The sequence below is a fragment of the Paenibacillus sp. J22FR83 genome, from assembly GCF_059691955.1.
Map to the genome: position 1 here is coordinate 19425 of NZ_JCAUAM010000018.1, position 21650 is coordinate 41074.

Annotated in this window: 20 protein-coding genes; all 20 read left to right on the top strand. The window is 45.8% G+C overall.

All coding sequences use genetic code 11. The features are described 5' to 3' along the window. Positions 1–2: 2 nt before the first annotated feature. The 20 genes from iolC to AC58PV_RS27665 all read left to right on the top strand — a co-directional run bounded on the left by iolC (position 3) and on the right by AC58PV_RS27665 (position 21621). A complete protein-coding gene (gene iolC / locus AC58PV_RS27570; protein WP_497435902.1) occupies positions 3–1013 on the top strand; it encodes a 5-dehydro-2-deoxygluconokinase in 1011 nt (336 codons plus the stop codon). Between the two features lie 32 nt (positions 1014–1045). Beyond that, positions 1046–2491 (top strand): CoA-acylating methylmalonate-semialdehyde dehydrogenase, encoded by a 1446-nt coding sequence (locus tag AC58PV_RS27575; protein ID WP_497435903.1) that lies wholly within the window; start codon positions 1046–1048, stop codon positions 2489–2491. Positions 2492–2523: 32 nt separating this feature from the next. After that, a complete protein-coding gene (fba, locus tag AC58PV_RS27580; RefSeq protein WP_497435904.1) occupies positions 2524–3402 on the top strand; it encodes a class II fructose-1,6-bisphosphate aldolase in 879 nt (292 codons plus the stop codon). Then, positions 3399–4439, top strand: a complete 1041-nt coding sequence (iolG, locus tag AC58PV_RS27585) for an inositol 2-dehydrogenase (protein ID WP_497435906.1) — start codon at positions 3399–3401, stop codon at positions 4437–4439. Before fba ends, iolG begins: the two co-directional genes overlap by 4 nt. A 21-nt stretch (positions 4440–4460) precedes the next feature. Further along, complete coding sequence (gene iolB / locus AC58PV_RS27590) at positions 4461–5279, top strand: 5-deoxy-glucuronate isomerase (protein ID WP_497435907.1); 819 nt, start codon at positions 4461–4463, stop codon at positions 5277–5279. Between the two features lie 75 nt (positions 5280–5354). Next, positions 5355–6368, top strand: a complete 1014-nt coding sequence (locus AC58PV_RS27595) for a LacI family DNA-binding transcriptional regulator (protein WP_497435908.1) — start codon at positions 5355–5357, stop codon at positions 6366–6368. A gap of 185 nt (positions 6369–6553) precedes the next feature. Beyond that, positions 6554–7519: an ABC transporter permease gene (locus tag AC58PV_RS27600; RefSeq protein ID WP_497435909.1), complete on the top strand. Its 966-nt coding sequence runs from the start codon at positions 6554–6556 to the stop codon at positions 7517–7519. A 45-nt stretch (positions 7520–7564) separates the two neighbouring features. Continuing rightward, positions 7565–8437: a carbohydrate ABC transporter permease gene (locus AC58PV_RS27605; protein ID WP_497435911.1), complete on the top strand. Its 873-nt coding sequence runs from the start codon at positions 7565–7567 to the stop codon at positions 8435–8437. A gap of 63 nt (positions 8438–8500) precedes the next feature. Further along, the gene (locus tag AC58PV_RS27610) at positions 8501–10174 is read left to right on the top strand and encodes a type 2 periplasmic-binding domain-containing protein (protein WP_497435912.1); all 1674 of its coding nucleotides are present in this window, start codon (positions 8501–8503) and stop codon (positions 10172–10174) included. A gap of 120 nt (positions 10175–10294) precedes the next feature. Next, the gene (locus tag AC58PV_RS27615; RefSeq protein ID WP_497435913.1) at positions 10295–11374 is read left to right on the top strand and encodes a Gfo/Idh/MocA family protein; all 1080 of its coding nucleotides are present in this window, start codon (positions 10295–10297) and stop codon (positions 11372–11374) included. A 27-nt stretch (positions 11375–11401) separates the two neighbouring features. Then, the gene (locus AC58PV_RS27620) at positions 11402–12421 is read left to right on the top strand and encodes a Gfo/Idh/MocA family protein (protein ID WP_497435915.1); all 1020 of its coding nucleotides are present in this window, start codon (positions 11402–11404) and stop codon (positions 12419–12421) included. A 17-nt stretch (positions 12422–12438) separates the two neighbouring features. Further along, positions 12439–13386, top strand: coding sequence for a sugar phosphate isomerase/epimerase family protein (locus AC58PV_RS27625; protein ID WP_497435916.1), 948 nt, complete (start codon positions 12439–12441; stop codon positions 13384–13386). Between the two features lie 10 nt (positions 13387–13396). After that, a complete protein-coding gene (locus AC58PV_RS27630) occupies positions 13397–15136 on the top strand; it encodes a hypothetical protein (RefSeq protein ID WP_497435917.1) in 1740 nt (579 codons plus the stop codon). A gap of 11 nt (positions 15137–15147) precedes the next feature. Continuing rightward, positions 15148–17391: a glycoside hydrolase family 88/105 protein gene (locus AC58PV_RS27635; RefSeq protein ID WP_497435918.1), complete on the top strand. Its 2244-nt coding sequence runs from the start codon at positions 15148–15150 to the stop codon at positions 17389–17391. Then, entirely contained in the window at positions 17358–18143 is a 786-nt protein-coding gene (locus tag AC58PV_RS27640; protein ID WP_497435919.1) for an MgtC/SapB family protein, read from the top strand. The genes AC58PV_RS27635 and AC58PV_RS27640 overlap by 34 nt, the downstream gene beginning before the upstream one ends. 448 nt (positions 18144–18591) lie before the next feature. After that, on the top strand, positions 18592–19239 hold the full coding sequence (locus tag AC58PV_RS27645; RefSeq protein ID WP_497435921.1) for a chromate transporter: 648 nt from the start codon (positions 18592–18594) through the stop codon (positions 19237–19239). Between the two features lie 17 nt (positions 19240–19256). Continuing rightward, positions 19257–19796, top strand: coding sequence for a chromate transporter (locus AC58PV_RS27650; protein ID WP_497435922.1), 540 nt, complete (start codon positions 19257–19259; stop codon positions 19794–19796). A 34-nt stretch (positions 19797–19830) separates the two neighbouring features. After that, positions 19831–20814 carry a formylglycine-generating enzyme family protein gene (locus tag AC58PV_RS27655; protein ID WP_497435923.1) on the top strand — a complete coding sequence of 328 codons (984 nt, stop codon included), beginning with the start codon at positions 19831–19833 and terminating at the stop codon, positions 20812–20814. 47 nt (positions 20815–20861) lie between these two features. Beyond that, positions 20862–21005: a hypothetical protein gene (locus AC58PV_RS27660; RefSeq protein WP_497435924.1), complete on the top strand. Its 144-nt coding sequence runs from the start codon at positions 20862–20864 to the stop codon at positions 21003–21005. Between the two features lie 340 nt (positions 21006–21345). Further along, positions 21346–21621: a transporter suffix domain-containing protein gene (locus AC58PV_RS27665; protein ID WP_497435926.1), complete on the top strand. Its 276-nt coding sequence runs from the start codon at positions 21346–21348 to the stop codon at positions 21619–21621. The last annotated feature ends 29 nt before the right edge of the window (positions 21622–21650 follow it).

The following is a 21650-nucleotide window of genomic DNA, read 5'->3' on the forward strand; positions in this document are numbered from 1 at the left end:
CCATGACATATGTGACGTTTCCAGAAGCGAAAGAGCTTGATTTTGTAGCCATCGGCAGATTATGCATCGACTTAAATGCGAACGAAATTCACCGCCCCATGGAAGAGACGATGACGTTCACGAAATATGTTGGCGGGTCGCCAGCGAATATTACGATCGGCATGTCCCGATTAGGGATGAAGACAGCTTTTATCGGCAAAATCGCAAATGATCAAATGGGCCGTTTCATCGCTTCCTATCTAGAGCGCAATGCGATCGATACCAGCAATGTTGTAACAGATCGCACGGGAGCTGTGACAGGGTTAGCTTTTACAGAAATTAAGAGCCCGACGGACTGTAGTATCCTCATGTATCGCGATAATGTGGCTGATTTGAAATTAACGCCTGATGAGGTTCAGGAATCTCTGATCGCAGGTGCGAAAGTGTTGCTGATTTCCGGGACAGCTTTGGCACAAAGTCCATCACGCGAAGCGGTATTTCAAGCACTGAACTATGCGAAAAAGCATGGAGCAATCATCGTATTTGATCTCGATTATCGTCCCTACACATGGACATCTCCTGAGGAGACGGCTGTGTACTATAATCTAGCCGCTGAGAAATGCGATATCATTCTGGGTACGCGCGAAGAGTTCGATATGATGGAGAAATTCGAGCATAATCCGGAGAAAGATGATCACATCACGGCTGCCAAATGGTTCGATTATTCCGCCAAAATTGTCATTATCAAGCATGGTAAAGAGGGTTCTATCGCGTACACACAGGATGGTGTCGGTCATCGTGCGAAGAGCTTCCCGGCGAAGGTGGTTAAAACTTTTGGAGCTGGTGATTCGTATGCGGCAGGCTTTATCTATGGCGTTATGCAAGGATGGACGCTGGAAAAAAGCATGGAGTACGGAAGCGCAGCTGCTTGTATCGTTATTTCCAGCCATAGCTGTTCGGATGCCATGCCAACTGCTGCTGCTGTGGATGATTACATTGAACGCTGCAATCGCGGAGAAATCACGGCCTCATAATATCGAATCTACCTTAAAGGAGCGAAATCCTAATGACACATACATTGAAAAACTGGATTGGCGGCGAATGGGTCGCATCATCCGCAACACAAACAGAGCCCGTATATAATCCTGCAACAGAAGAGATTCTTGCCTATATTCCAATTTCGACCAAAGAAGAAGTCGATCAAGCCGTTCGCAATTCGCAAGAAGCTTTCCAATCATGGAGCCGCACGCCAGTACCGAAGAGAGCAAGAGTCTTATTCAAATACCAACAGCTTCTCGTTGATCACTGGGAAGAGCTTGCCCGCATCGTGACGCAAGAGAACGGTAAAAGCTACTCCGAAGCTTATGGCGAAGTACTTCGCGGTATCGAATGTGTGGAGTTCGCCGCTGGCGCGCCGACATTGATGATGGGCAAACAGCTGCCAGACATTGCGTCCAATCTGGAGTCTGGCATGTACCGCTATCCAATCGGTGTTATTGGCGGCATCACGCCGTTCAACTTCCCGATGATGGTGCCTTGCTGGATGTTCCCACTTGCGATTGCTTGCGGCAACACGTTCGTATTGAAACCATCGGAGCGTACGCCTCACTTGGCGAACCGCCTTGCTGAATTGTTCCACGAAGCTGGATTACCAGCAGGTGTTCTGAATATCGTTCATGGTGCGCATGATGTGGTGAATGGTCTTCTCGAGCACAAAGAGATTAAAGCCATCTCCTTCGTTGGCTCCCAGCCAGTAGCGGAGTATGTATACAAAACAGCAGCTGCGAACGGGAAACGCGTTCAAGCTCTTGCAGGTGCGAAGAATCACTCCATCGTTATGCCGGATGCGAATTTGTCCATTGCGGTGAAAGAAATCACGAATGCGGCTTTCGGTTCTGCGGGCGAGCGCTGTATGGCATGTTCCGTCGTGGTAGCTGTAGGCGATGTAGCGGATACGTTAGTCAGCAAACTTCTTGAAGCGGCAGATGCCATTACGATTGGCAACGGCAATGATGAAGGTGTGTTCTTAGGTCCTGTCATTCGCGGATCGCATAAGGAACGTACATTGAAGTATATCGAAATTGGTGAAAATGAAGGTGCCATTATGGTGCGCGATGGTCGTAAGGACGCTGCGGCTGGGCAAGCTGGCTACTTCGTAGGACCGACAATTTTCGATGGCGTACAATGTGAGATGAAAATTTGGGAAGATGAAATTTTTGCTCCTGTTCTATCGATCGTTCGCGTGGCTACTTTGGAAGAAGCGATTGAACTTTCCAACCGTTCGGAATTCGCGAATGGCGCTTGTCTCTTCACACAAGATGGCAGCAATGTGCGTCAATTCCGTGAAACTATTGATGCGGGGATGCTTGGTGTCAATCTGGGTGTACCAGCTCCAATGGCATTCTTCCCGTTCTCGGGTTGGAAGAAATCCTTCTATGGCGATTTGCATGCCAATGGTACGGATGGCGTGGAATTCTATACGCGTAAAAAGATGGTAACCGCTCGCTGGTAACAGCGAGTTTCCGCTAGAAAGGAGCGATTGGCATGGCACTCGTCTCGATGAAAAACATGCTCCAGACGGCATTAGAAGGGAAATATGCTGTTGGGCAATTTAATTTAAACAATCTTGAATTCACACAGGCGATCTTACAAGCGGCTCAGCTCGAACAAGCGCCAGTTATTCTTGGTGTAAGCGAGGCTTACATTCCTTATATGGGCGGATTGCCCTGTATCGCTGGCATGGTGAAAGCCTTGATCGAGCACTACGGGATTACAGTGCCCGTAGCTCTTCATTTGGACCATGGCAGTTCGTACGAAGTATGTATCAAAGCGATCCACGCTGGATTTACCTCCGTGATGATCGATGCTTCGCATCATTCCCTCGAGCATAATATCGAAGTTACGCGTCAAGTGACGCAAGCTGCGCATGTGCTTGGTGTATCTGTGGAGTCTGAACTTGGTCGAATCACAGGACGCGAAGATGATCTGGTCGTAGATGACGCAGATGGGATGTATGCAGTAGCTGAGGATTGCGTGACGATGGTCCGGGAAACAGGCATCGATTGCTTGGCACCTGCGCTGGGATCGGTCCATGGTCCCTATCGTGGACAACCCAAGCTTGGTTTTGAACGGATGGCTGAAATTAAGGAACTGACAGGTGTACCCCTCGTGCTTCATGGGGGAAGCGGTTTGCCGGATGACGAAATTCGTCAAGCCATTGCCTGCGGCACAGCCAAAATCAATGTGAATACAGATAATCAGATCGCTTGTACCGCGACGATTCGTACTTTTTTGAATGATCATCCAGATGCCTACGATCCTCGGAACTATTTAATTCCAGCAAGAGAAGCGATTATCGCGTCGGTAAGGTCCAAAATTCAGTTATTCGGCAGTTCAGGTAAAGCAGGAGGTCATGTAGGATGAAAAAAGTAAGAATTGGCATTATCGGCGCTGGCCGAATTGGTAAAATTCACGCGGACAATTTACTGCGGAACCCGCAAGTTGAGATTGTGGCCGTAAGTGATCTGTTTGCAGGTCCAGAGCTGGAAGCATGGGCCGCAGCGCGTAATATTTCACTCGTCACAAAGGATAGCAACGAACTTATTCATCATTCCGATATTGATGCGATTTTCATTTGTTCCTCCACAGATACGCATGTTCCTTTGATTAGTCAAGCCGCACGCGCGGGTAAACATATTTTCTGCGAAAAACCGATTTCCATGGAGATTACGCAAACACAATCAGCCATTGATGAAGTAAATAAAGCAGGTGTGAAGCTGCAAATTGGTTTTAACCGTCGCTTTGATCATAATTTCAAACGTGTTCAAGAAGTCGTGCAAAGTGGTGGGATCGGCGATCCGCATATCATCAAAATTACTTCCCGTGACCCGAACCCACCTCCGATTGAGTATGTCAAAGTTTCTGGCGGTATCTTCATGGATATGATGATTCATGATTTCGATATGGCACGATTCGTTTCGGGCAGCGAGGTCGAGGAAGTGTATGCCCTGGGGAATGTTCTGATTAACCCTGATATTGGCCAGCATGGCGATGTGGACACAGCGGTTGTTACTCTTCGTTTCGCAAATGGTGCATTAGGTGTAATCGATAACAGTCGTCAAGCTGTCTATGGTTACGATCAACGTGTAGAAGTGTTTGGTAACAAAGGCAGTGTTGTCGTTGCGAATGATCACCCGAACACGGCTGTCATTTCCACCGCTGATTCCATTGTGAGTGATAAACCGCTTCATTTCTTCCTCGAGCGTTATCAAGCTGCTTACGTTGAAGAAACTCACATGTTTATTGATGCGATTGTGAACGATAAAGCTGTTCCTGTAAGTGGAGATGACGGCGTACAAGCCGAGCGCATTGCATTAGCTGCGAAATTATCTTCACGTTTGGGCAGACCTGTGAAAGTTAGCGAAGCTTTGGAGTTGCTCAAGGAAACCGCGGTATCCTAGGAAGGGGAGGGAGACGTTACGATGTCCAAATTAATTGTAACACCTGCATCTTCTCCGAATGAAGAAGGCAGCCTTTTACAAGTGACGCCGGAATCGGCAGGATGGCAGTATGTTGCTTTCGAGGTTGTCCAGCTGGCTGAAGGCGAGTCTTTGCGACGTGAAACTCTCGATCAGGAGGTATGCCTCGTATTGTTGAGCGGCAAAGCCGATGTGCGTACGAAGGAGGAGCAATGGCTCGGAATTGGTCAGCGTATGAGCGTGTTTGAGCAAATCCCTCCGTATTCCGTTTATGTGGCGAGCAACGATAGTTATGAAGTAACGGCGTTAACCTCGCTAGAGCTTGCTGTTTGCTCAGCTCCAGGGGCCGGGAACCACCGTTCACGCTTGATTGCTCCTGCGCAAGTAGGCGTTGAGACACGTGGATATGGGAACATCGAGCGTTATATTCATAATATTTTACCTGAAAGTGAGCCTGCAGATAGTTTGCTTGTTGTTGAAGTATTTACACCGAATGGCCATTGGTCCAGTTATCCGCCGCACAAGCATGATCGTGATGCCCTCCCTGATGAGTCCTTTCTGGAAGAAACGTATTATTTCCGTGTCCAGCCAGAACAAGGATTTGCGATTCAGCGGGTCTATACGGATGATCGTTCACTCGATGAGACGTTAGTTGTTAAAAGCGGCGAAGCCGTGCTAGTTCCGCGTGGTTATCACCCCGTGTCAGCGCCTCCTGGCTATGATGTGTACTATTTAAATGTCATGGCCGGACCTACGCGGATATGGAAATTTCATAATGACCCCGACCATGCTTGGATCATGACGAAGCCGAGCGAGTCGTAAGACGGTTGCAAGTTCTGGGAAGCCCCGTCATAATGGGGGAATAACTGTATTCTTCAAGAAAAATGGGGTAGTACGATGAAAGCGACCATTTACGATGTGGCTCGAGAAGCTGGTGTATCGATAGCAGCGGTTTCGCAAGTCATGAACGGTAAAGGGAAAATAAGCGAAGAACGACGCATTGAAATTCTGAAAGTGATGGAGAAGCTCAATTACCAGCCGAGTGTCATCGCATCAGCACTTACGGGGAAGAAGACCTATACGTTAGGCTTGCTTGTCCCTGATATCTCCAATCCCTTTTTTGCGGAAATTGCTAGGGCTGTGGAGGACCAAGGTCACAATTTGGGATACAGTCTCGTCATCTGCTCCACCGATAATAAAGATGAACGTGTAGAACGCTATCTGAACTTGCTTCAGCAGAAAAGTGTAGATGGGATGATTATCGGGACTGGGATGGATAATAAGGACATGCTTACACCACTCATGGAACGCTCGATTCCCGTTGTCATGATTGCGCGGGAGATGTCGGACTTGGCTGTACATACCGTTGTTGTTGACGATTTCGTTGGCGGCACGTTATCTGCTAAGCATCTCTTGGAACTTGGACATACTCGCATGGCGATACTTGCCGAACACACCAAAGTTAGAAGTAGTCGTGAACGGGTAAAAGGTTTCATGACTACGCTTGCGGAAGCCGGTATCGAGATCCCCGTAGCAAGTGTTCGTAATTGTAGTTATACCGTAGAAGATGGCAAACGCGAAGCGATTGAACTTCTAGTGAAACCTGCAGGCGATAGGCCGACTGCGCTTTTCTGTTGTAATGATATGCTTGCGATCGGCGCTTTGCAGGCGGCGAAGCAACTAAAGCTTCGTGTTCCTGAGGATATCTCTGTCGTCGGTTTCGATAATACGATCCTAGCTTCGGTAACGGATCCTCCACTTACTACGATTGCGCAGCCGATTGAGCCGATGGGCAAGCAAGTCGTCGATCTGCTCATTCTCGAACTGAAGAAGAAATCACAAGCCAAGCAACGCATCGTTATGCGTCCAGAACTCATCATCAGGCAATCCACAGCAGCTCCGGCAAGGTAATCGTATATGGAAGCGAAGACTGCTTTCCCTTAGGGGAAGCAGTTTTTTATTTCTATAATTATGTGGAAAAAAGCGCTAGAAATGACCCAATGATTTTATAGTTTCTTCTATAATATTTTAAGGGTTTTACGCGTGAAAACTTATATTATAGGGTTATAAGATTAATGCGAAGGAGTGAAGCAAACATGAATGGGAATATTATTAAAACTCCTGATATCCAGATAACTCAAAGTGAATTAGCTGCTTTGCGACTAAGACGACGAAGAAGGCTGAAACAGAACATTCCTTTGTTTATCATGTTGATACCTGTAATTGCTTACTATGTTTTATTTAAATACTGGCCTATGGGCGGACTTGTGATCGCTTTCAAAAACTACAATTTTGCAGATGGCATTTTAAACAGTCCTTGGGTAGGTTTGAAAAACTTTCACATATTATTCTCAAGCTCGAATACGCTCCAGATATTGTGGAATACGTTTTGGTTGAGTTTTCTAAGCTTAGTGTTTGGATTTCCAATGCCGATATTCCTTGCTATTTTACTGAATGAAGTTAGGAAATCTTGGTTCAAACGTTGGGTTCAAACGATAGTCTACCTACCGCATTTCTTCTCCTGGGTTATTGTTTCCGGGATCGTATTGTCGCTATTCGCAACGGATTATGGTTCGATTAATAAGGTGCTTGGCTTGTTTGGTATCGAACCCATTAACTTCCTCTATGAGTCTAACTCATGGTTAGCGATATTTGTAGGATCAGGAATATGGAAGGAAATGGGATTTAGCACAATTATTTATCTAGCTGCGCTAACGACCATCGATCCTTCGCTTTACGAATCAGCTGCTATGGATGGGGCTGCCAAATGGCGTCAAATGTGGCACGTAACAATTCCGGGCATTCGTCACACGATTATCTTATTGCTTATCTTAGCGATGGGTAAAATTATGGAAGTAGGTTTTGACCAAGTCTATAACCTACAGAACGCAGGAGTTTCGGATGTGTCAGAAGTTATTAGTACGTATATTTATAAAATTGGATTAGGCAATGCACAGTTTAGTTTAACGACGGCAATGGGATTTTTTGAATCCATCATCAGTTGCAGTCTTGTACTGATCGCAAATCGAATCGCTAAGAAATTTGATCAAGCACTCTTCTAGCATCACCTATACATCAGGTTCAACATCCGTGGAAGGAGGATTAGTATGAAAGCAACAAACGGCGAAAAAATATTCTATGCCATCAATTATCTAGTACTCGCGTTAATCGCCCTAACTTGTATTCTGCCATTTATTCATATCATCGCACTATCGCTAAGCGAGCGTTCGGCTGTGGAATCAGGTCATGTCTTCTTCTGGCCAGTTGGCTTAGAGTTCACGGCTTACAAAATCTTTTTCCTCGCCAGCCCTGCTTGGAGCGCTTTTAAGAATAGTGTCATCATCACGGTAATTGGTGTCGTTTTAAGTTTAATGGGCACCATACTGGCTGCGTATCCATTATCGAGAAACTATCTGATTGGCAGACGTTATCTAGTTCTTGGAATGGTCTTCACCATGCTGTTCTCCGGAGGGTTAATTCCAACCTATCTCGTGATTAAGAACATGCACCTTATTGATTCCTACTGGGCATTATGGCTTTCCGGATTCATCAGTACTTACAACATGCTGCTTATGAAAAGCTATTTCGAGAATATTCCATCTGAAGTGCAGGAAGCTGCACGAATCGATGGCTGTAATGATACTTCATTGCTTATTCGGGTCATCTTACCACTCTCTCTTCCCATGCTGGCTACGCTCGCGTTATTCTATGGGATAGGCTTCTGGAATTCCTTTATGAACGTGCTCATGTACATTAATAAGAGTGAGATGCAGAACTTAACCGTAGTTGTTCAAGGCATGCTGCAGAAAAATGACTTATTAAACTCGCCTACGCTGAATTTGGAGGAACAAGCAACCGTTGCTACGGAGATGGTAAAGGCTGTTGGTGTTGTCGTCATGGTTGTACCGATGCTTGTCGTGTATCCATTCCTGCAGAAGTATTTTGTCAAAGGCGTTATGCTTGGATCTGTTAAAGGTTAATACAACAGGTGTTCCCGTTTCTCAAAACGTTACAATAAAAAAATTTGTAGGGGGAAAAAGCACATGGAAAATAAGAAATTATTGCTTGGAGTTTCAGTAGGGGTTGTTGCTTTAGGGGCAACATTAGTAGGTTGTAGCAGCGACAAGAAAGTAGAAGAAGCATCTAAAGCGCCTGCTTCTTCGAGCGCACCTGCTGCATCAACACCAGCTAAGCGCGGAGATGTTTCTGTCACCATCTATGACCGTGGCGGTGTACCGGCTTCAGAAGGTACTTACGAAGAGAATCGTTGGACCAAATTCATTAATCAAAATGGTCCAGCCAATGCTAAGCAAGTTCCCATCCTTCGCAGCGATTCTACTAAAAAATTGAATGTCCTTTTTGCTTCCGGTTCTGCCCCGGATATTATTAACGAGTACAATACACCATTCAGAGGCAGTTTGTATGATCAAAAACAATTGATGCCGATCGACAACATTTTACAATACATGCCTGAATATTCGAAATTACTTACCCAATATCCACAACTGAAAAAAGCAGGAACCAAAGCAGACGGCAAGTTGTATGAGATTGGTAAAGTAAAAGAAGCGGTTGCAGCGCATGTCCTCTACATTCGCACGGACTGGTTGAAAAAGCTGAATCTTAACATGCCGACAACAACAGAAGAATTATACGCAGTGGCGAAGGCGTTTGTTGATCAAGATCCAGATGGCAATGGCAAAAAAGATACGTACGGTATGAACATGAGCACTTATTCGGAGCAAGCAATTAATGAAATTTTTGGTGAAAGTTCATCAGCAACGCTATTGGCTTGGGATATTAAAGACGGCAAAGTTGTTCGTGCATGGGATAAAGAACAAGCTTCCCTTACGTTCAAGAAGAGTCTCTATGATGCTGGCATCGTAGACAAGGATTATATCAATGATAAAGACGGCAATAAGGCTAAACAAGATTTCTTGAATGGAAAAATGGGTATTTTCGTTAAATTCTCCCAAGATCTTGATCTAACTACTTTCAAAAAGAATAACCCTACTGGAGAAGTTGCACCTTTAGGATACCCGAAATCACCTATGGGTACATTCACAGGTGCATTCGATAACCCTGTTCAAATGACAACTGTTGTGAACGCGAAGGCGAAGGATCCAGAAGCGGTAGGCCGCTATCTTGACTTCATGATGAAACCGGATACGGCTCGTAAAATGATCTTCGGCGACGAAGGTACTCACTGGAAGAAAGCAGCTAACGGTTGCCCACAAGTGATTGATCCGGAAAAATCCAAAAATGAAGTTGCTTACGCATTGGATTACGCAATGTTCTTCTCCTCTGGCGTTGATAAATGTAATTACGTATTGAGCGGTCTATCTAATCCAGATTTGTTGCCTGAACAAAAAGCATACTTACAATTGTTCCAAGCTGCTCAGAAGATTTACTTCGATCCAGCAAGAGAATATCCAGGGATTACTTTAGGAGATCATATGCCGGTATTCCCAGCTGATCTTAATGTTATTAATACTACGATTCTTAAAGAGAAAAACGATGTATTCGTTAAAGCGATTCTTAGCGGCTCTAAATATTCGGCAGAACAAGCAATTACGGATTCTAAAGCGGCTTGGGATAAAGCAGGCGGCAAACAGCTTGAAGACTTCATGAACAAATGGTATGCAGAGAATAAAGATACAGCTTTCCTAGCGAAAGATGCGAAAGAAATTGTCAAACAACAAATGGAATTTGTGAAGTAATCGTTTCTTAGAGGAGCTGGATTTCGATACGGAGTATCTGCATATGCAGGTCTCTCGTCGAAGTCCAGCATCTTCTTTAAATAGGCAAATATTAACTTTACATCGTGGGGGGAACCATCAGTGAATAAAGTGAAAGTAGCCATCATTGGTTGTGGTGGAATTGCAATCGGGAAGCATTTACCTAGCTTGAGCAAAATAGAAGAGGTTGAAATTATCGGATTCTTCGATATTCGTCGGGAGAGTGCACTTCATGCGGCTGAGAGATTTGGCGCGCCTGGAGCCATCGTCTACGATGATTTCCGCGAATTACTCGCAGATCCAGCGATTGACGTCGTTCACATATGTACACCGAATGACACGCATGCGGAAATCTCAATTGCTGCAATGGAAGCAGGCAAGCATGTGATGTGCGAGAAGCCGATGGCGAAAACAGCAGCAGATGCGCGCCGTATGGTGGAAGTTGCTAAACGTACAGGTAAAAAGTTAACAATTGGCTATAACAATCGCTTCCGCGCTGACAGCCAACATTTGAAACGACTCGTCGAAGACGGAGATTTGGGCGAGATTTATTTGGCAAAAGCACACGCTGTTCGCAGACGTGGTGTTCCCACTTGGGGCGTATTCTTGGATGAAGACAAACAGGGCGGCGGGCCGCTGATTGATATTGGTACACATGCACTCGATTTAACGCTGTGGTTAATGAATAACTATGAACCTAAGGTGGTGCTGGGCACCGCTTATCATAAACTTTCACGCAAGGAAAATGCGGCCAATTCTTGGGGGCCATGGGATCCCGAGAAGTTTAAGGTCGAAGACTCAGCATTTGCTATGATCGTCATGAAAAATGGCGCAACCGTTATGGTAGAAGCGAGCTGGGCACTCAACACGCTCGATACGAAGGAAGCGAAAACGACGCTTTGCGGTACCGAAGGCGGTGCAGATATGCAGGATGGCTTACGTATAAATGGCGAAAAACATAGCCGTCTCTATGTGAATCACATGCAATTCGAAGCAAAAGGCGCAGATTTCTACGAAGGTAAGAAAGAATCGATGCAGGATAAAGAAATCCGCTTATGGATTCATGCGATTATCAACGATACAGAGCCACTTGTAACGCCAGAACAATCCTGTGTCGTTTCAGAGATTCTAGAAGCGATCTATGAATCGAATCGAACGGGAAAAGCTGTCTATTTTGACTAATAATATAGGTAGAGAGGCAGTTGAACGATGATAAAAGTAGCGATGTTAAGTTTCTGGCACGTCCATGCCAAAGATTATGCACGACTAGCTGCCGAACATGGGGATACCGAAATCGTCGCTGTTTGGGATGAAATTGGGGAGCGAGGACGAGAGAAAGCCGAAGAACTCGGTGTTCCTTTTTACGGAAACTTGGATGAACTTCTAAGAAATCCTGAAATTGACGCAGTTATTGTAGGTACGCCAACGAATCGGCATCATGAGGTCATTATCGCTGCCGCAAGAGCAGGTAAGCATATTTTTACAGAAAAAGTTGTAGCTACTACTACGAAAGAATGCCAAGACATACTTGCCGTAGTCGAGGATGCAGGTGTTAAGCTAACCGTGTCCTTACCGCGTCTTTATATGGGCTTCGCACAAGCAGCATTAACTTGCATTCGCGACGGTCTCCTAGGAACGATAACGACTGTACGAATTCGGCTTGCACATAATGGTGCGCTGCGTACGGAGAAGCATCCCAACGGAGCACTTCCTTCCCACTTTTTCAACTTAGAGCAATGCGGGGGTGGAGCACTGATGGATCTAGGTTGTCATCCGATGTACTTAGCTCGTTTGTTTCTGGGATTACCGGAAAGTGTGAGTGCAAGCTTCGGTTACATTACTGAACGCGAAGTCGAAGATAGTGCGGTAGTTACATTACGTTATCCAAGTGGCGCACTGGGCATAGTGGAAGCGGGATTCGTAAATAGCTATTCGCAATTTGATATGGAGATTCAAGGAACAGACGGTAACCTTATGTATGCCCGAACGGATGATAAATTACGCATTCGAAGCTCCAAATTGTCAGGAGAAGGAACGACAGGTTGGCAAGAAGTGACTGATTTACCCAAGCTGCCTACCGCTTTCGAACAATGGGTAACTCATATTCATGAAGGAACGACGGCGACAGAGAATATTGAGCTTGCTTATGATTTAACCCGCTTAATGGAAGCGTCGACTTTATCGGCACGACATGGTGCTGTCATGAAGCTGAGCGATCTTTCAGAATAAAACCAGGAGGAAGAGACATGATCGATAAAGGGGAATATTCGTTTTCAACGTGTTGGAACATTAAGAAGCATACTGTGGGACGCAACATGATCGAGGAAATTAAAGAGCTGGGCTTTCGCAATGTCGAGCTTAACTATAATGTGACAGAAGAAATGATGACAACGATTGAACCGATGATTGAAAGGGGCGAAATTGGCGTATCCAGTGTACACAACGTATTCCCATTCATCAACGATAAGGATTATGATACCGATTCCGTCATGCTGGGGTTTGATGATGAAACGAAGCGTAAGCGTTCAGTCGAGCTGCTAATCCGATCCATGGAATATGCGAATCGCTATGGAGCCAAAGCGGTGGTTGTGCATCCAGGTGAAGTACCTTTTGACTATAATATTGATGTGGATTTAAAAAAGCTGTATCGAGATCACGGCAAGGATTCACCGGAGTATCAGAAATTGTGGAGCGTTATGATTGAAAGACGAGATCGATTGAGCCCTTTGTATACGCAAAGGATTCAAGAAAGTTTGGAGATTGTAAGCGAGCATGCGGTTCGACAAGGCTGGAATGTCGCGATCGGCATTGAAACTCGCTCGAGATCGTACCAGATGCCTTCCTTGATGGAGGCTAAGACGATCTGTGAAAACCTGGCGGGCAGTCCTGTGTACCTATGGTACGATATCGGCCATGCGATGATGATGGACCGAATGGGCTTATACGATAATCTCAAAGAACTGCAAGAAGTGCAGAAATATATTTATGGTGTACACATCCATGAAACGCTGGAACTTGCCGATCACTGGTGTCCCTATGTTCACAGCAAGGACTTGAACTATTTCGATCATTTCCTTGGTGCGATCGATTATGCCAAAGTGAAAGTATATGAACTCAAAGCGCTGTGCGAGCCGAATGAAATTCATGAGAGTCACAACCTCATCACCAGTAAAATTGCAGCTAGGAAAGGGTAAGGTGATTTACATGGATGCCATTTATAATCGGTTAGTTAGCTTAAATGATGAATTAACGGAAGCTACGCTTCAAGGGCAGATTCATGATCCGCAATCCAAATATGTTGGTGGTATTGTCGATGAAACGGGCATTGCCCGAGCTAATCACATGAGTACACCGCGTATCCTAGCAGGATGGGCTTCTGCGTTGGTAAACGCGGATTCTCGTTATTATCACGATAGCGTTCTATTGACCGCCTTAGATAAAGCAGTCACGTTCATGCTGAATAGACAACATGCGGATGGAACGGTTTCACTCGGTTCTACGAATTATAATTCTCCACCGGATACGGCGTTCGTAGTCGGCGGTGTAACACAAATGTACCAATTGCTGAACAAACACGACTGGGCAGAACTTAAGCCTGTGACAGCTAAGCTGAAGCTCTTCTTGGAGCGCACGATACCAGCCATGTTGACTGGCGGTTGTCATACACCGAATCATCGCTGGGTCATTACAGCAGCGCTCTCGTTGTTGCATGAGATTTTCCCGCAACCGGCGCTTCTAGCCCGAGCGGAAGATTGGTTGGCCGAAGGTTTGGATATTACCGAGGACGGGGAATGGACAGAACGCAGTAACGGGATCTATAACGCAGTAAGTAATATTGCGCTGTATCATACGGGGCGTTTGATGAACCGACCTGAGCTGATCGAATGTGTCCGAAGCAATCTTCGGATGATGATGTACTTAATTCACCCGTCGGGCGAAGTGGTTACGGATTACTCTGGACGTCAAGATTTCGGTCAGACAGCTACGATGGCGAACTATTTCCCGATTTATCGCTTAATGGCGGCGTATGACCAGGATCCGACCTTTGCTGCAATGGCTGATTATGCAGGATCCTTCATCACAGGTTTCTACGAAGGTGTGAATAACCATCCTCTGCTGAATATGCTCGTGTACCCAGAGGCAGATAGTTCACAGTTGGAAAGAGCGCCGCTGCTAGATCGGTATGTGAAAGTGATCAATGCCGAGCACCCGATGCAGGAACATCTGCAGCAAATTGATGGAGTTGGCCATCATATGCACATTCAACATAGCAGCATGCATCTCGCTTTCGGAGCTCCGTTGGTTCGGATACGAGAAGGAGAGCAAAGTGTAACGATCATGTCGCAGACGCCGTCCTTCTTCTCATTGCGCCATGGGAAAGCAAGGTTACTAGGAGTCAAACTTGCAACATCGTTCTCACCAGGTATTGTAAAGTTTACGAATCTTATTGCAAGCGAGGCCGGATACAAGTTGGATACGGTATTGGAAAAAGGCTACAACGGGCCGATTCCACGTCATTTGCTTCCTGCGGGGACGGAAGGTTCAACACTCAGCCCTTGGTATTTGTTGCCGCATCAGCATCGGCCGATGACCCATGTGCAGAAGCTAGACCTGCAAGCAGAAGTTATGTCCGGAGATTCGGAATGGACGATCCATGTATCGTCTGATGAGCGTGAGGATGTCTTCACGCAGCTGACCTTCATTTTTGGAAATGATGGTGTGGTGAGCGGGGCGGATTTGCTAGCAGGGGAAGAAGGCAAGTATTTCTTGCGAAGCGGTTCTATGAAGTATGAAGCAGACGGAGATGTGATTGAAATTTCATCAGGCGCTTATGAGCATATTCTGCCTAGCGTTCGTGAAGATCACCATCCATCTGGATGTCAGTATGTCCATGTCAACTTGGTAACACCTTATGATCGGACATTCAAGATCCGTCTACGATAGAAAGGAAGTTTATGATGACGACCTATTTCAATGAACAAGAGAGTATTCAAACCCGTTTGGGGAATGATCATAAACAAACATTGAAAGTGCTTGCTGATCGCTATATTGGTGCGAACCCACCTGTACCCTTCGCATTCCGAGCATTCAGTCGTGGCGGTGTATTGCAAAACGATAAAGGAATGTTTGATCTCGACTTGGGCCGCAGATTTCCTGAGGCAAAGCCCGGTCAATTCTCCTATGCCTATGCTTTAGTTTGGAGTGATGGCGAACGGAATCTAGATGTATTATTCCAGTGCTTAGGTCCGATTCAGTTTTATTTCAATGATGAGCTGACGTATCGTTCAACGGTTATTGACGAGATTAAGCCGGATGCGACAGTGAAGTTAAATCTGGATTTCGTCAAAGGATGGAATCGTCTCTTTATTAAAGCGAAGCATACGGCAGCTGGATTCGGCTGCTTATTCGGTTCCGACGAGGCGAAAGTGCGTATTCTGAACGTGCTAGCTCCATTTGCAGAACGCAAAGGACAAGCGGGCTGGGTGTTTTCTTCGCCCATCGACCACGATATTTTTGATGGGCGTTCCTTACCGGACGCGATGTCCTCTGAGAAGAACAATAGCTTGAGTTGGCTGCCCCGTCGTGAATGGGAGGAAAGTGAGCTTTCCTTGCCTGCCTGTGAACGACTATTTGGGAGACAGCCTGGTAAACAGGCTTATGCATGGACGCAGTTGAACAACGTCAAGCGAGGACATGAAATTTGCCTAATGAAGGGAAATGCTGCTGGAGCGTTAACCGTTTGGCTGGAAGGCAAGATGGTGCTGGAACTAGCGGAGGCAGGTGAATTTCAAGTTGAGGTGCCGCTTTCTTATGGTCAATATCAACTCCTCGTTCGGAGTTGTTGCGGAAATAATGGTTGGGGATTCACGATGGAAGTTTCCATCGGTGACGAGGTTGTCCCGTTCAGTTTACCGAAGCAGGTTCATGGAGCTGCAGACCCTTGGCTGTACTTAGGGCCATTGTCTGCTAACGTTTCCTTCTCTTACGAGGATTTGGTACAGACGGATCGCGTGTATACCGTTGACATGAATGCCGAAGAGCAAACCTATTGGCGCTTGGATCGTCCAGACACATGGATTCGCCCTTACTATGAGAATGCGATGCTGAGCAATAAATGGACCGTTGGCAATGTGACGAATTATGCACGTTGGGATTACCCGCTTGGTGTTACGATTTATGGGTTGTTGCAAACGGGGCGCTTATTAGAGCGACCTGACATTAACCAGTATGCACGGGACCATGTTCGAAGCTGCACAGACATGTTCACCTATTCCTTATGGGATCGTGAACAGTATGGGTTCCCTGCCATCAATCAACAATTGGTTATGATGAAAATGCTGGACAACTGCGGTTCCTTTGGCTCCGCGATGTTGGAGGCATATCAAGAAGATGAGGCTTCCAAGTTTATGCCGATTGCCAACAGAATTGCCGATTTTATATTATACGGCTTGGAACGTAAGGAAGACGGTGCGTTTTATCGAATCTGCGCAGATGAGTACTCAGAAAATACGATGTGGGCAGATGATCTATACATGAGCACTCCGTTTCTGTGCCGATACGCTCGAATCACGGGTGTATCGGATGCTCTCGATGAAGCTGCGAAGCAATTCTTGCTGTTTCGCAAGTATTTGTATATGCCGGAAGAACGCATTATGTCGCATGTGTTCGATTTTAAATATGGCATGGCGACGGGCATTCCTTGGGGCCGTGGCAATGGTTGGACACTCTTTTCGTTAACAGAGGTACTGGAAGCCTTGCCTGCATCCCATGAAGCGCGACCGGCGCTTGTGGAGTTCTTCAATGAGCTGTGTGGTGGATATGCTGATCTGCAAGCGGAAAGCGGGCTGTGGCATCAAGTGTTGAATGACACAGATGCTTATGAAGAAGCTTCTTGTACAGCGATGTTCGCCTATTCATTTGCAAGAGGTGTTCGCTTTGGTTGGCTCAAAGAACCACAACGCTTTATTGAAGCGGCCTTGAAAGCGTGGGATGGTCTCACTCGTATTGCGATCGATGCGCAAGGGAATGTGCATGGTGTATGCAGTGGTTCCCGATATGCATTTACAGCTGACTACTATAAGAAGGATCTGCTCACTGTCAAAAATGACAATCATGGCGTAGGCATTATGATGCTTGCGGGTTCGGAAGTCGTGAAGTTGAATCAATGGCTGGCGGACTCACTTCAGGAATCCCAATGATAGCTGCTGCCGATAGTGCTTGGCACATTAGTCATTTGGATTTAGTTATTCGTATGGTGTTAGCCGTCATTCTAGGCGGTTTGATCGGTCTTGAAAGGGAATGGAACAATCATGCGGCAGGCTTTCGGACGCATATTCTAGTTTGCTTAGGATCAGCGACCATTATGCTGCTATCCGAATATGGATTCTCTGAATTTGTGAATGAACCCAATGTCCGTATCGATCCTTCACGCTTAGCTGCACAAGTGGTCAGCGGCATTGGCTTTCTAGGCGCAGGCGCCATTTTGCGAAATGGCAATGTCATCAAGGGTTTGACAACAGCTGCATCCGTGTGGCTTGTTGCGGCTATTGGCTTAAGCGTCGGAGCAGGATTTATTACCGGAGCGCTGGTTTGTACCTTTTTAGTCCTCATCAGCCTGTATGTCCTAAATAAGTTGGAGAAGCATATCATCAGGCACCGACGCACACATGAAGTCGAAATTATGATTAATGAGCATCCTGGCTTCCTCAGTTCGCTAACCGCTCGCTTTGGGGAACAGGGCATACAGGTGATGCATCTCAAGATGATGCCAGAGAGTGCTCCTTCGCCAATAGTAGGAAAAGCAGGAGAAAGCCCTGTCATGCACCTGGTGTTTAGTTTGCGATGTCCGAAGCATGAGAAGCTGATTGTGGCCTATGAACAAATTTGTGCGCTTGATATCGTTGTCAGCATGGAAGCTTCCAACTTCGTCTTTCGTAAACAAGTAGCGTAGAATGTGGCAGATTACGGTGAAATGTGATAATGGGTGAGAGGTTCAGGTTAAGCCAAGAGATGGAGTTTCATCTCTTGGCTATTAGTGCGTTCCTGCTGCAGCAAACAATTTGGGGAAGCCATATTAGTCCGAAATTTCCGAATTAAAATGAAGATTACTGGTGGGAAATCGCTAATAGTCCTCATTTGCCCAACTAATTAGTCAATTCCCACGTGCTAAGGGTAGTTTAATCGATTTAGTTGGATATTTAGGACTAATTGAGCCGTCACATACTTAAAATCATAATGAATTAAACAAAGTGAGCACATCGGATTTAAAGTATTAATATCTAGTGTATAACAGAGGTGGATTGTCTGTGTAAACCCATTTCATAAAACGTTTATTCCATTTTGGAGTTAAGTGGGGTATAATTGAGTTACCATACAAATGGGCTAAAGGAGGAATCCACATGCGAAAGCATCACTTACATCTTTGTTTGGATATATTCTGGACATTTCTCAAGATCGGACCATCCACATTTGGCGGAGGATATGCCATGATACCCGTCATTGAGCGGGAAGTGGTCGAAAAGCGAGAATGGGTTAAACAAGACGAGATTTCCAATATCATATCCATAGCAGGTTCTGCTCCCGGCGGAATCGGGATAAATGCATCGGCATTTATTGGTTATCGAATGGCGGGTATATCTGGTGCATCGGCAGCCGTCATCGGCATTGCTTTACCAACATTTCTAATTGCGTTAACACTTAGTATTTTCTTGATTTTCATGCAGGGGGATCCGAAAGTCGTGGCCGCGTTCAAAGGCATTCATGGCGCCATTATTGGGCTCATCGCGTTAGCTGCATACAACATGGCACGTTCGGCGATTTTTGATAAAACAACGTTAGTTACGGCAATTAGTACGGTAGCAATTCTGTTGCTGCTTCCCATTAACCCGCTCTTTATGATTCTCATCGGATTATTTATTGGATTTGTTTTTGTCAAAGTGAAAGAAACCTTTGGCTTCCAAATTAGCTTGGAAAAAGGCAAAGAACCTGTACACACCTCCTATAATGGCTACACCTACTACGATTATTACATCGCGGATGGGATATGAGAGGGGTGGCGATGTAGATGGTGTTATGGGAACTCTTTATTACTTTTTTGAAAATAGGATTCATGTCATTCGGCGGCGGCTATGCGATGATCCCGATTATTCAGCATGAGGTCGAGCAGCATAAATGGATGACGACAGAGCATTTTGCTCAGAGTGTAGCTGCGGCAGGGATGTCGCCTGGACCCATTGCAACGAATACAGCGACTATAATTGGCTACAAAGCAGATGGAATTCTTGGTGCAGTGATTGCAACGATTGGCATGGTATTACCTTCACTAGTTATTGTTATTATCATTTCTTCTTTCTTTTATAAAATAGTTCAAAGTAAAGCGGTGCACACCACGTTTTATGGGTTGAGACCGATTGTGACAGGATTAATTGCCTATGCGGCCATCCATTTTGGCTTCTCGGATCGTACACAACAGCTATTTTCGTGGCAAGTTTTGTTTACGATAGGAATCGCGGCTGGCGTGTTTATTGTTGTCCATAAGTATAAATGGCATCCACTTGCCACGATTGTATTGTCGGCACTCGTCGGAATTGCTATATTTAGTTAACTGCATATAACACGAAAGTGAGAGGACGACAGTTATGGAAACGAATAAACCAACATGCTGCTCAGCCAGCCGCGCGTCATCCAATCAACCATCGGCAAATTCGGAAGCGATAACTTCCGTTGAGATACAAGAAGCAGCTGAGCTAGCAGTTCCATTTGGCAAAGAAGGTATGGTATACATTCCAGGCGGGAAATTTCTAATGGGAACAGATGACCGAGAGGGTTTCCCTGCGGATGGCGAAGGGCCGGTACGCGAAATTAACGTAAAGCCCTTCTACATAGACGCTTGTGCAGTTACGAATGCAGAATTCAAGCAATTTGTTGATGCGACGAATTACCAAACAGAGGCGGAATCCTTCGGCTGGTCGTTTGTTTTTCATTTGTTCGTGTCCGAGGCAACGGCAGCCCAAGTGCAGAATAAAGTCCAACAAACCCCATGGTGGTGGGTGGTTGAGGGGGCTGATTGGCTGCATCCCGAGGGGCCGGATTCCCATGTTGAAGATCGCTGGGATCACCCGGTTATCCATGTGTCATGGAGCGACGCGGTGGCATATTGCAAATGGGCAGGCAAACGTCTACTGACGGAAGCCGAATGGGAATTTGCCGCTCGCGGCGGACTGACCCAGAAGCGTTATCCTTGGGGAGACGAGCTTAAGCCAGGCGGAAAGCATATGTGTAACATTTGGCAAGGGAAGTTTCCTGACAAAAACAATCAAAGTGACGGGTATGCAGGAACTGCGCCTGTCAAAGCGTTCGAACCCAATGCATTTGGCTTGTATAACGTGTCAGGCAACGTGTGGGAGTGGTGCTCCGATTGGTTCAGCCCGAATTATCATGTGAAGGGCTCTAGGGACAACCCTGTCGGCCCTCCATCCGGAGACACGCGCGTACTACGTGGCGGCTCATATTTGTGCCATCGCTCCTATTGCAATCGCTACCGAGTTGCGGCACGCAGTAAAAATACACCAGACAGCTCAACCGGCAACATAGGGTTTCGTTGCGCGGCGGATGCCAAGTAGTTGAAATGATAAGCCATCTATTCATAGCGAATAGGTGGCTTATTGCCGTGTATGAGAGTGGTGATGGTTGTGGTGATAGTTTAACTGTAAAAAGTACAGCTAATTTCCTGGGAAATCAGTTGAAATTAGAGTTAGATGGAAAAAATACATCTAATCTACCTGATAATTCTACTTTTACAGGATTATCATGAAATTAACATCATATTTTCCATCTATTTCAATAAAATTAGCTAATTTAGCCGAAATAGATGGAGTTTTTCCATCTATTCGTGGTGCGTGGTGGTAGAGTGAGTCGTTCGAGAGAGAAGGTAGCTAACTAAAGTTTGAATTACCATGGTCTTGCCCTTATGATAGAAGGAGACATTCCATGCATGGAAGCAAATGATGATCGGTGATATTCCAATGCATCGGAAGTCATCTCCAAACTTTTGATAATCTTATGGCTAACTGTCTATGATTTATCAGAATAGGGGTTCTCCAGCGAAGGCGGCTCATATGGTCTGAGGGTTTGAAACATAAGGGGGGAATGACATGACGAAGAAACTAGGGATTAGCTCGTTAATTCTATCGGCAATCGCATTAATAAGTGCGCTTATGATTCCATTTTTCGTTCATACCGGAGGCGGGATGGCCAAGTGGATTGCGGGGTTGCTTATTTTCAGCGAGGTGACCTTCTGGACGGGGGGCATTCTATTGGGCAAAGAGGTTGCTAAGAAATACAGGAGCTACCTTAACCCGAAAAACTGGAAACGGAAGAACGCGCCAAAACAGTCAGATCAGGCGTCCATCAAACAAGACGACGTATAAGAAGCAGTGTTCCTAACTCAGGAATACTG

Coding starts and splice junctions, on each gene's coding strand:
- AC58PV_RS27655 (WP_497435923.1), top strand. CDS start 19,831: ATGGAAACGAATAAACCAACATGCTGCTCAGCCAGCCGCGCGTCATCC.
- AC58PV_RS27665 (WP_497435926.1), top strand. CDS start 21,346: ATGACGAAGAAACTAGGGATTAGCTCGTTAATTCTATCGGCAATCGCA.
- fba (WP_497435904.1), top strand. CDS start 2,524: ATGGCACTCGTCTCGATGAAAAACATGCTCCAGACGGCATTAGAAGGG.
- AC58PV_RS27595 (WP_497435908.1), top strand. CDS start 5,355: ATGAAAGCGACCATTTACGATGTGGCTCGAGAAGCTGGTGTATCGATA.
- AC58PV_RS27640 (WP_497435919.1), top strand. CDS start 17,358: ATGGCTGGCGGACTCACTTCAGGAATCCCAATGATAGCTGCTGCCGAT.
- AC58PV_RS27620 (WP_497435915.1), top strand. CDS start 11,402: ATGATAAAAGTAGCGATGTTAAGTTTCTGGCACGTCCATGCCAAAGAT.
- AC58PV_RS27625 (WP_497435916.1), top strand. CDS start 12,439: ATGATCGATAAAGGGGAATATTCGTTTTCAACGTGTTGGAACATTAAG.
- iolB (WP_497435907.1), top strand. CDS start 4,461: ATGTCCAAATTAATTGTAACACCTGCATCTTCTCCGAATGAAGAAGGC.
- AC58PV_RS27630 (WP_497435917.1), top strand. CDS start 13,397: ATGGATGCCATTTATAATCGGTTAGTTAGCTTAAATGATGAATTAACG.
- AC58PV_RS27610 (WP_497435912.1), top strand. CDS start 8,501: ATGGAAAATAAGAAATTATTGCTTGGAGTTTCAGTAGGGGTTGTTGCT.
- iolC (WP_497435902.1), top strand. CDS start 3: ATGACATATGTGACGTTTCCAGAAGCGAAAGAGCTTGATTTTGTAGCC.
- AC58PV_RS27645 (WP_497435921.1), top strand. CDS start 18,592: ATGCGAAAGCATCACTTACATCTTTGTTTGGATATATTCTGGACATTT.
- AC58PV_RS27635 (WP_497435918.1), top strand. CDS start 15,148: ATGATGACGACCTATTTCAATGAACAAGAGAGTATTCAAACCCGTTTG.
- AC58PV_RS27605 (WP_497435911.1), top strand. CDS start 7,565: ATGAAAGCAACAAACGGCGAAAAAATATTCTATGCCATCAATTATCTA.
- iolG (WP_497435906.1), top strand. CDS start 3,399: ATGAAAAAAGTAAGAATTGGCATTATCGGCGCTGGCCGAATTGGTAAA.
- AC58PV_RS27600 (WP_497435909.1), top strand. CDS start 6,554: ATGAATGGGAATATTATTAAAACTCCTGATATCCAGATAACTCAAAGT.
- AC58PV_RS27650 (WP_497435922.1), top strand. CDS start 19,257: ATGGTGTTATGGGAACTCTTTATTACTTTTTTGAAAATAGGATTCATG.
- AC58PV_RS27575 (WP_497435903.1), top strand. CDS start 1,046: ATGACACATACATTGAAAAACTGGATTGGCGGCGAATGGGTCGCATCA.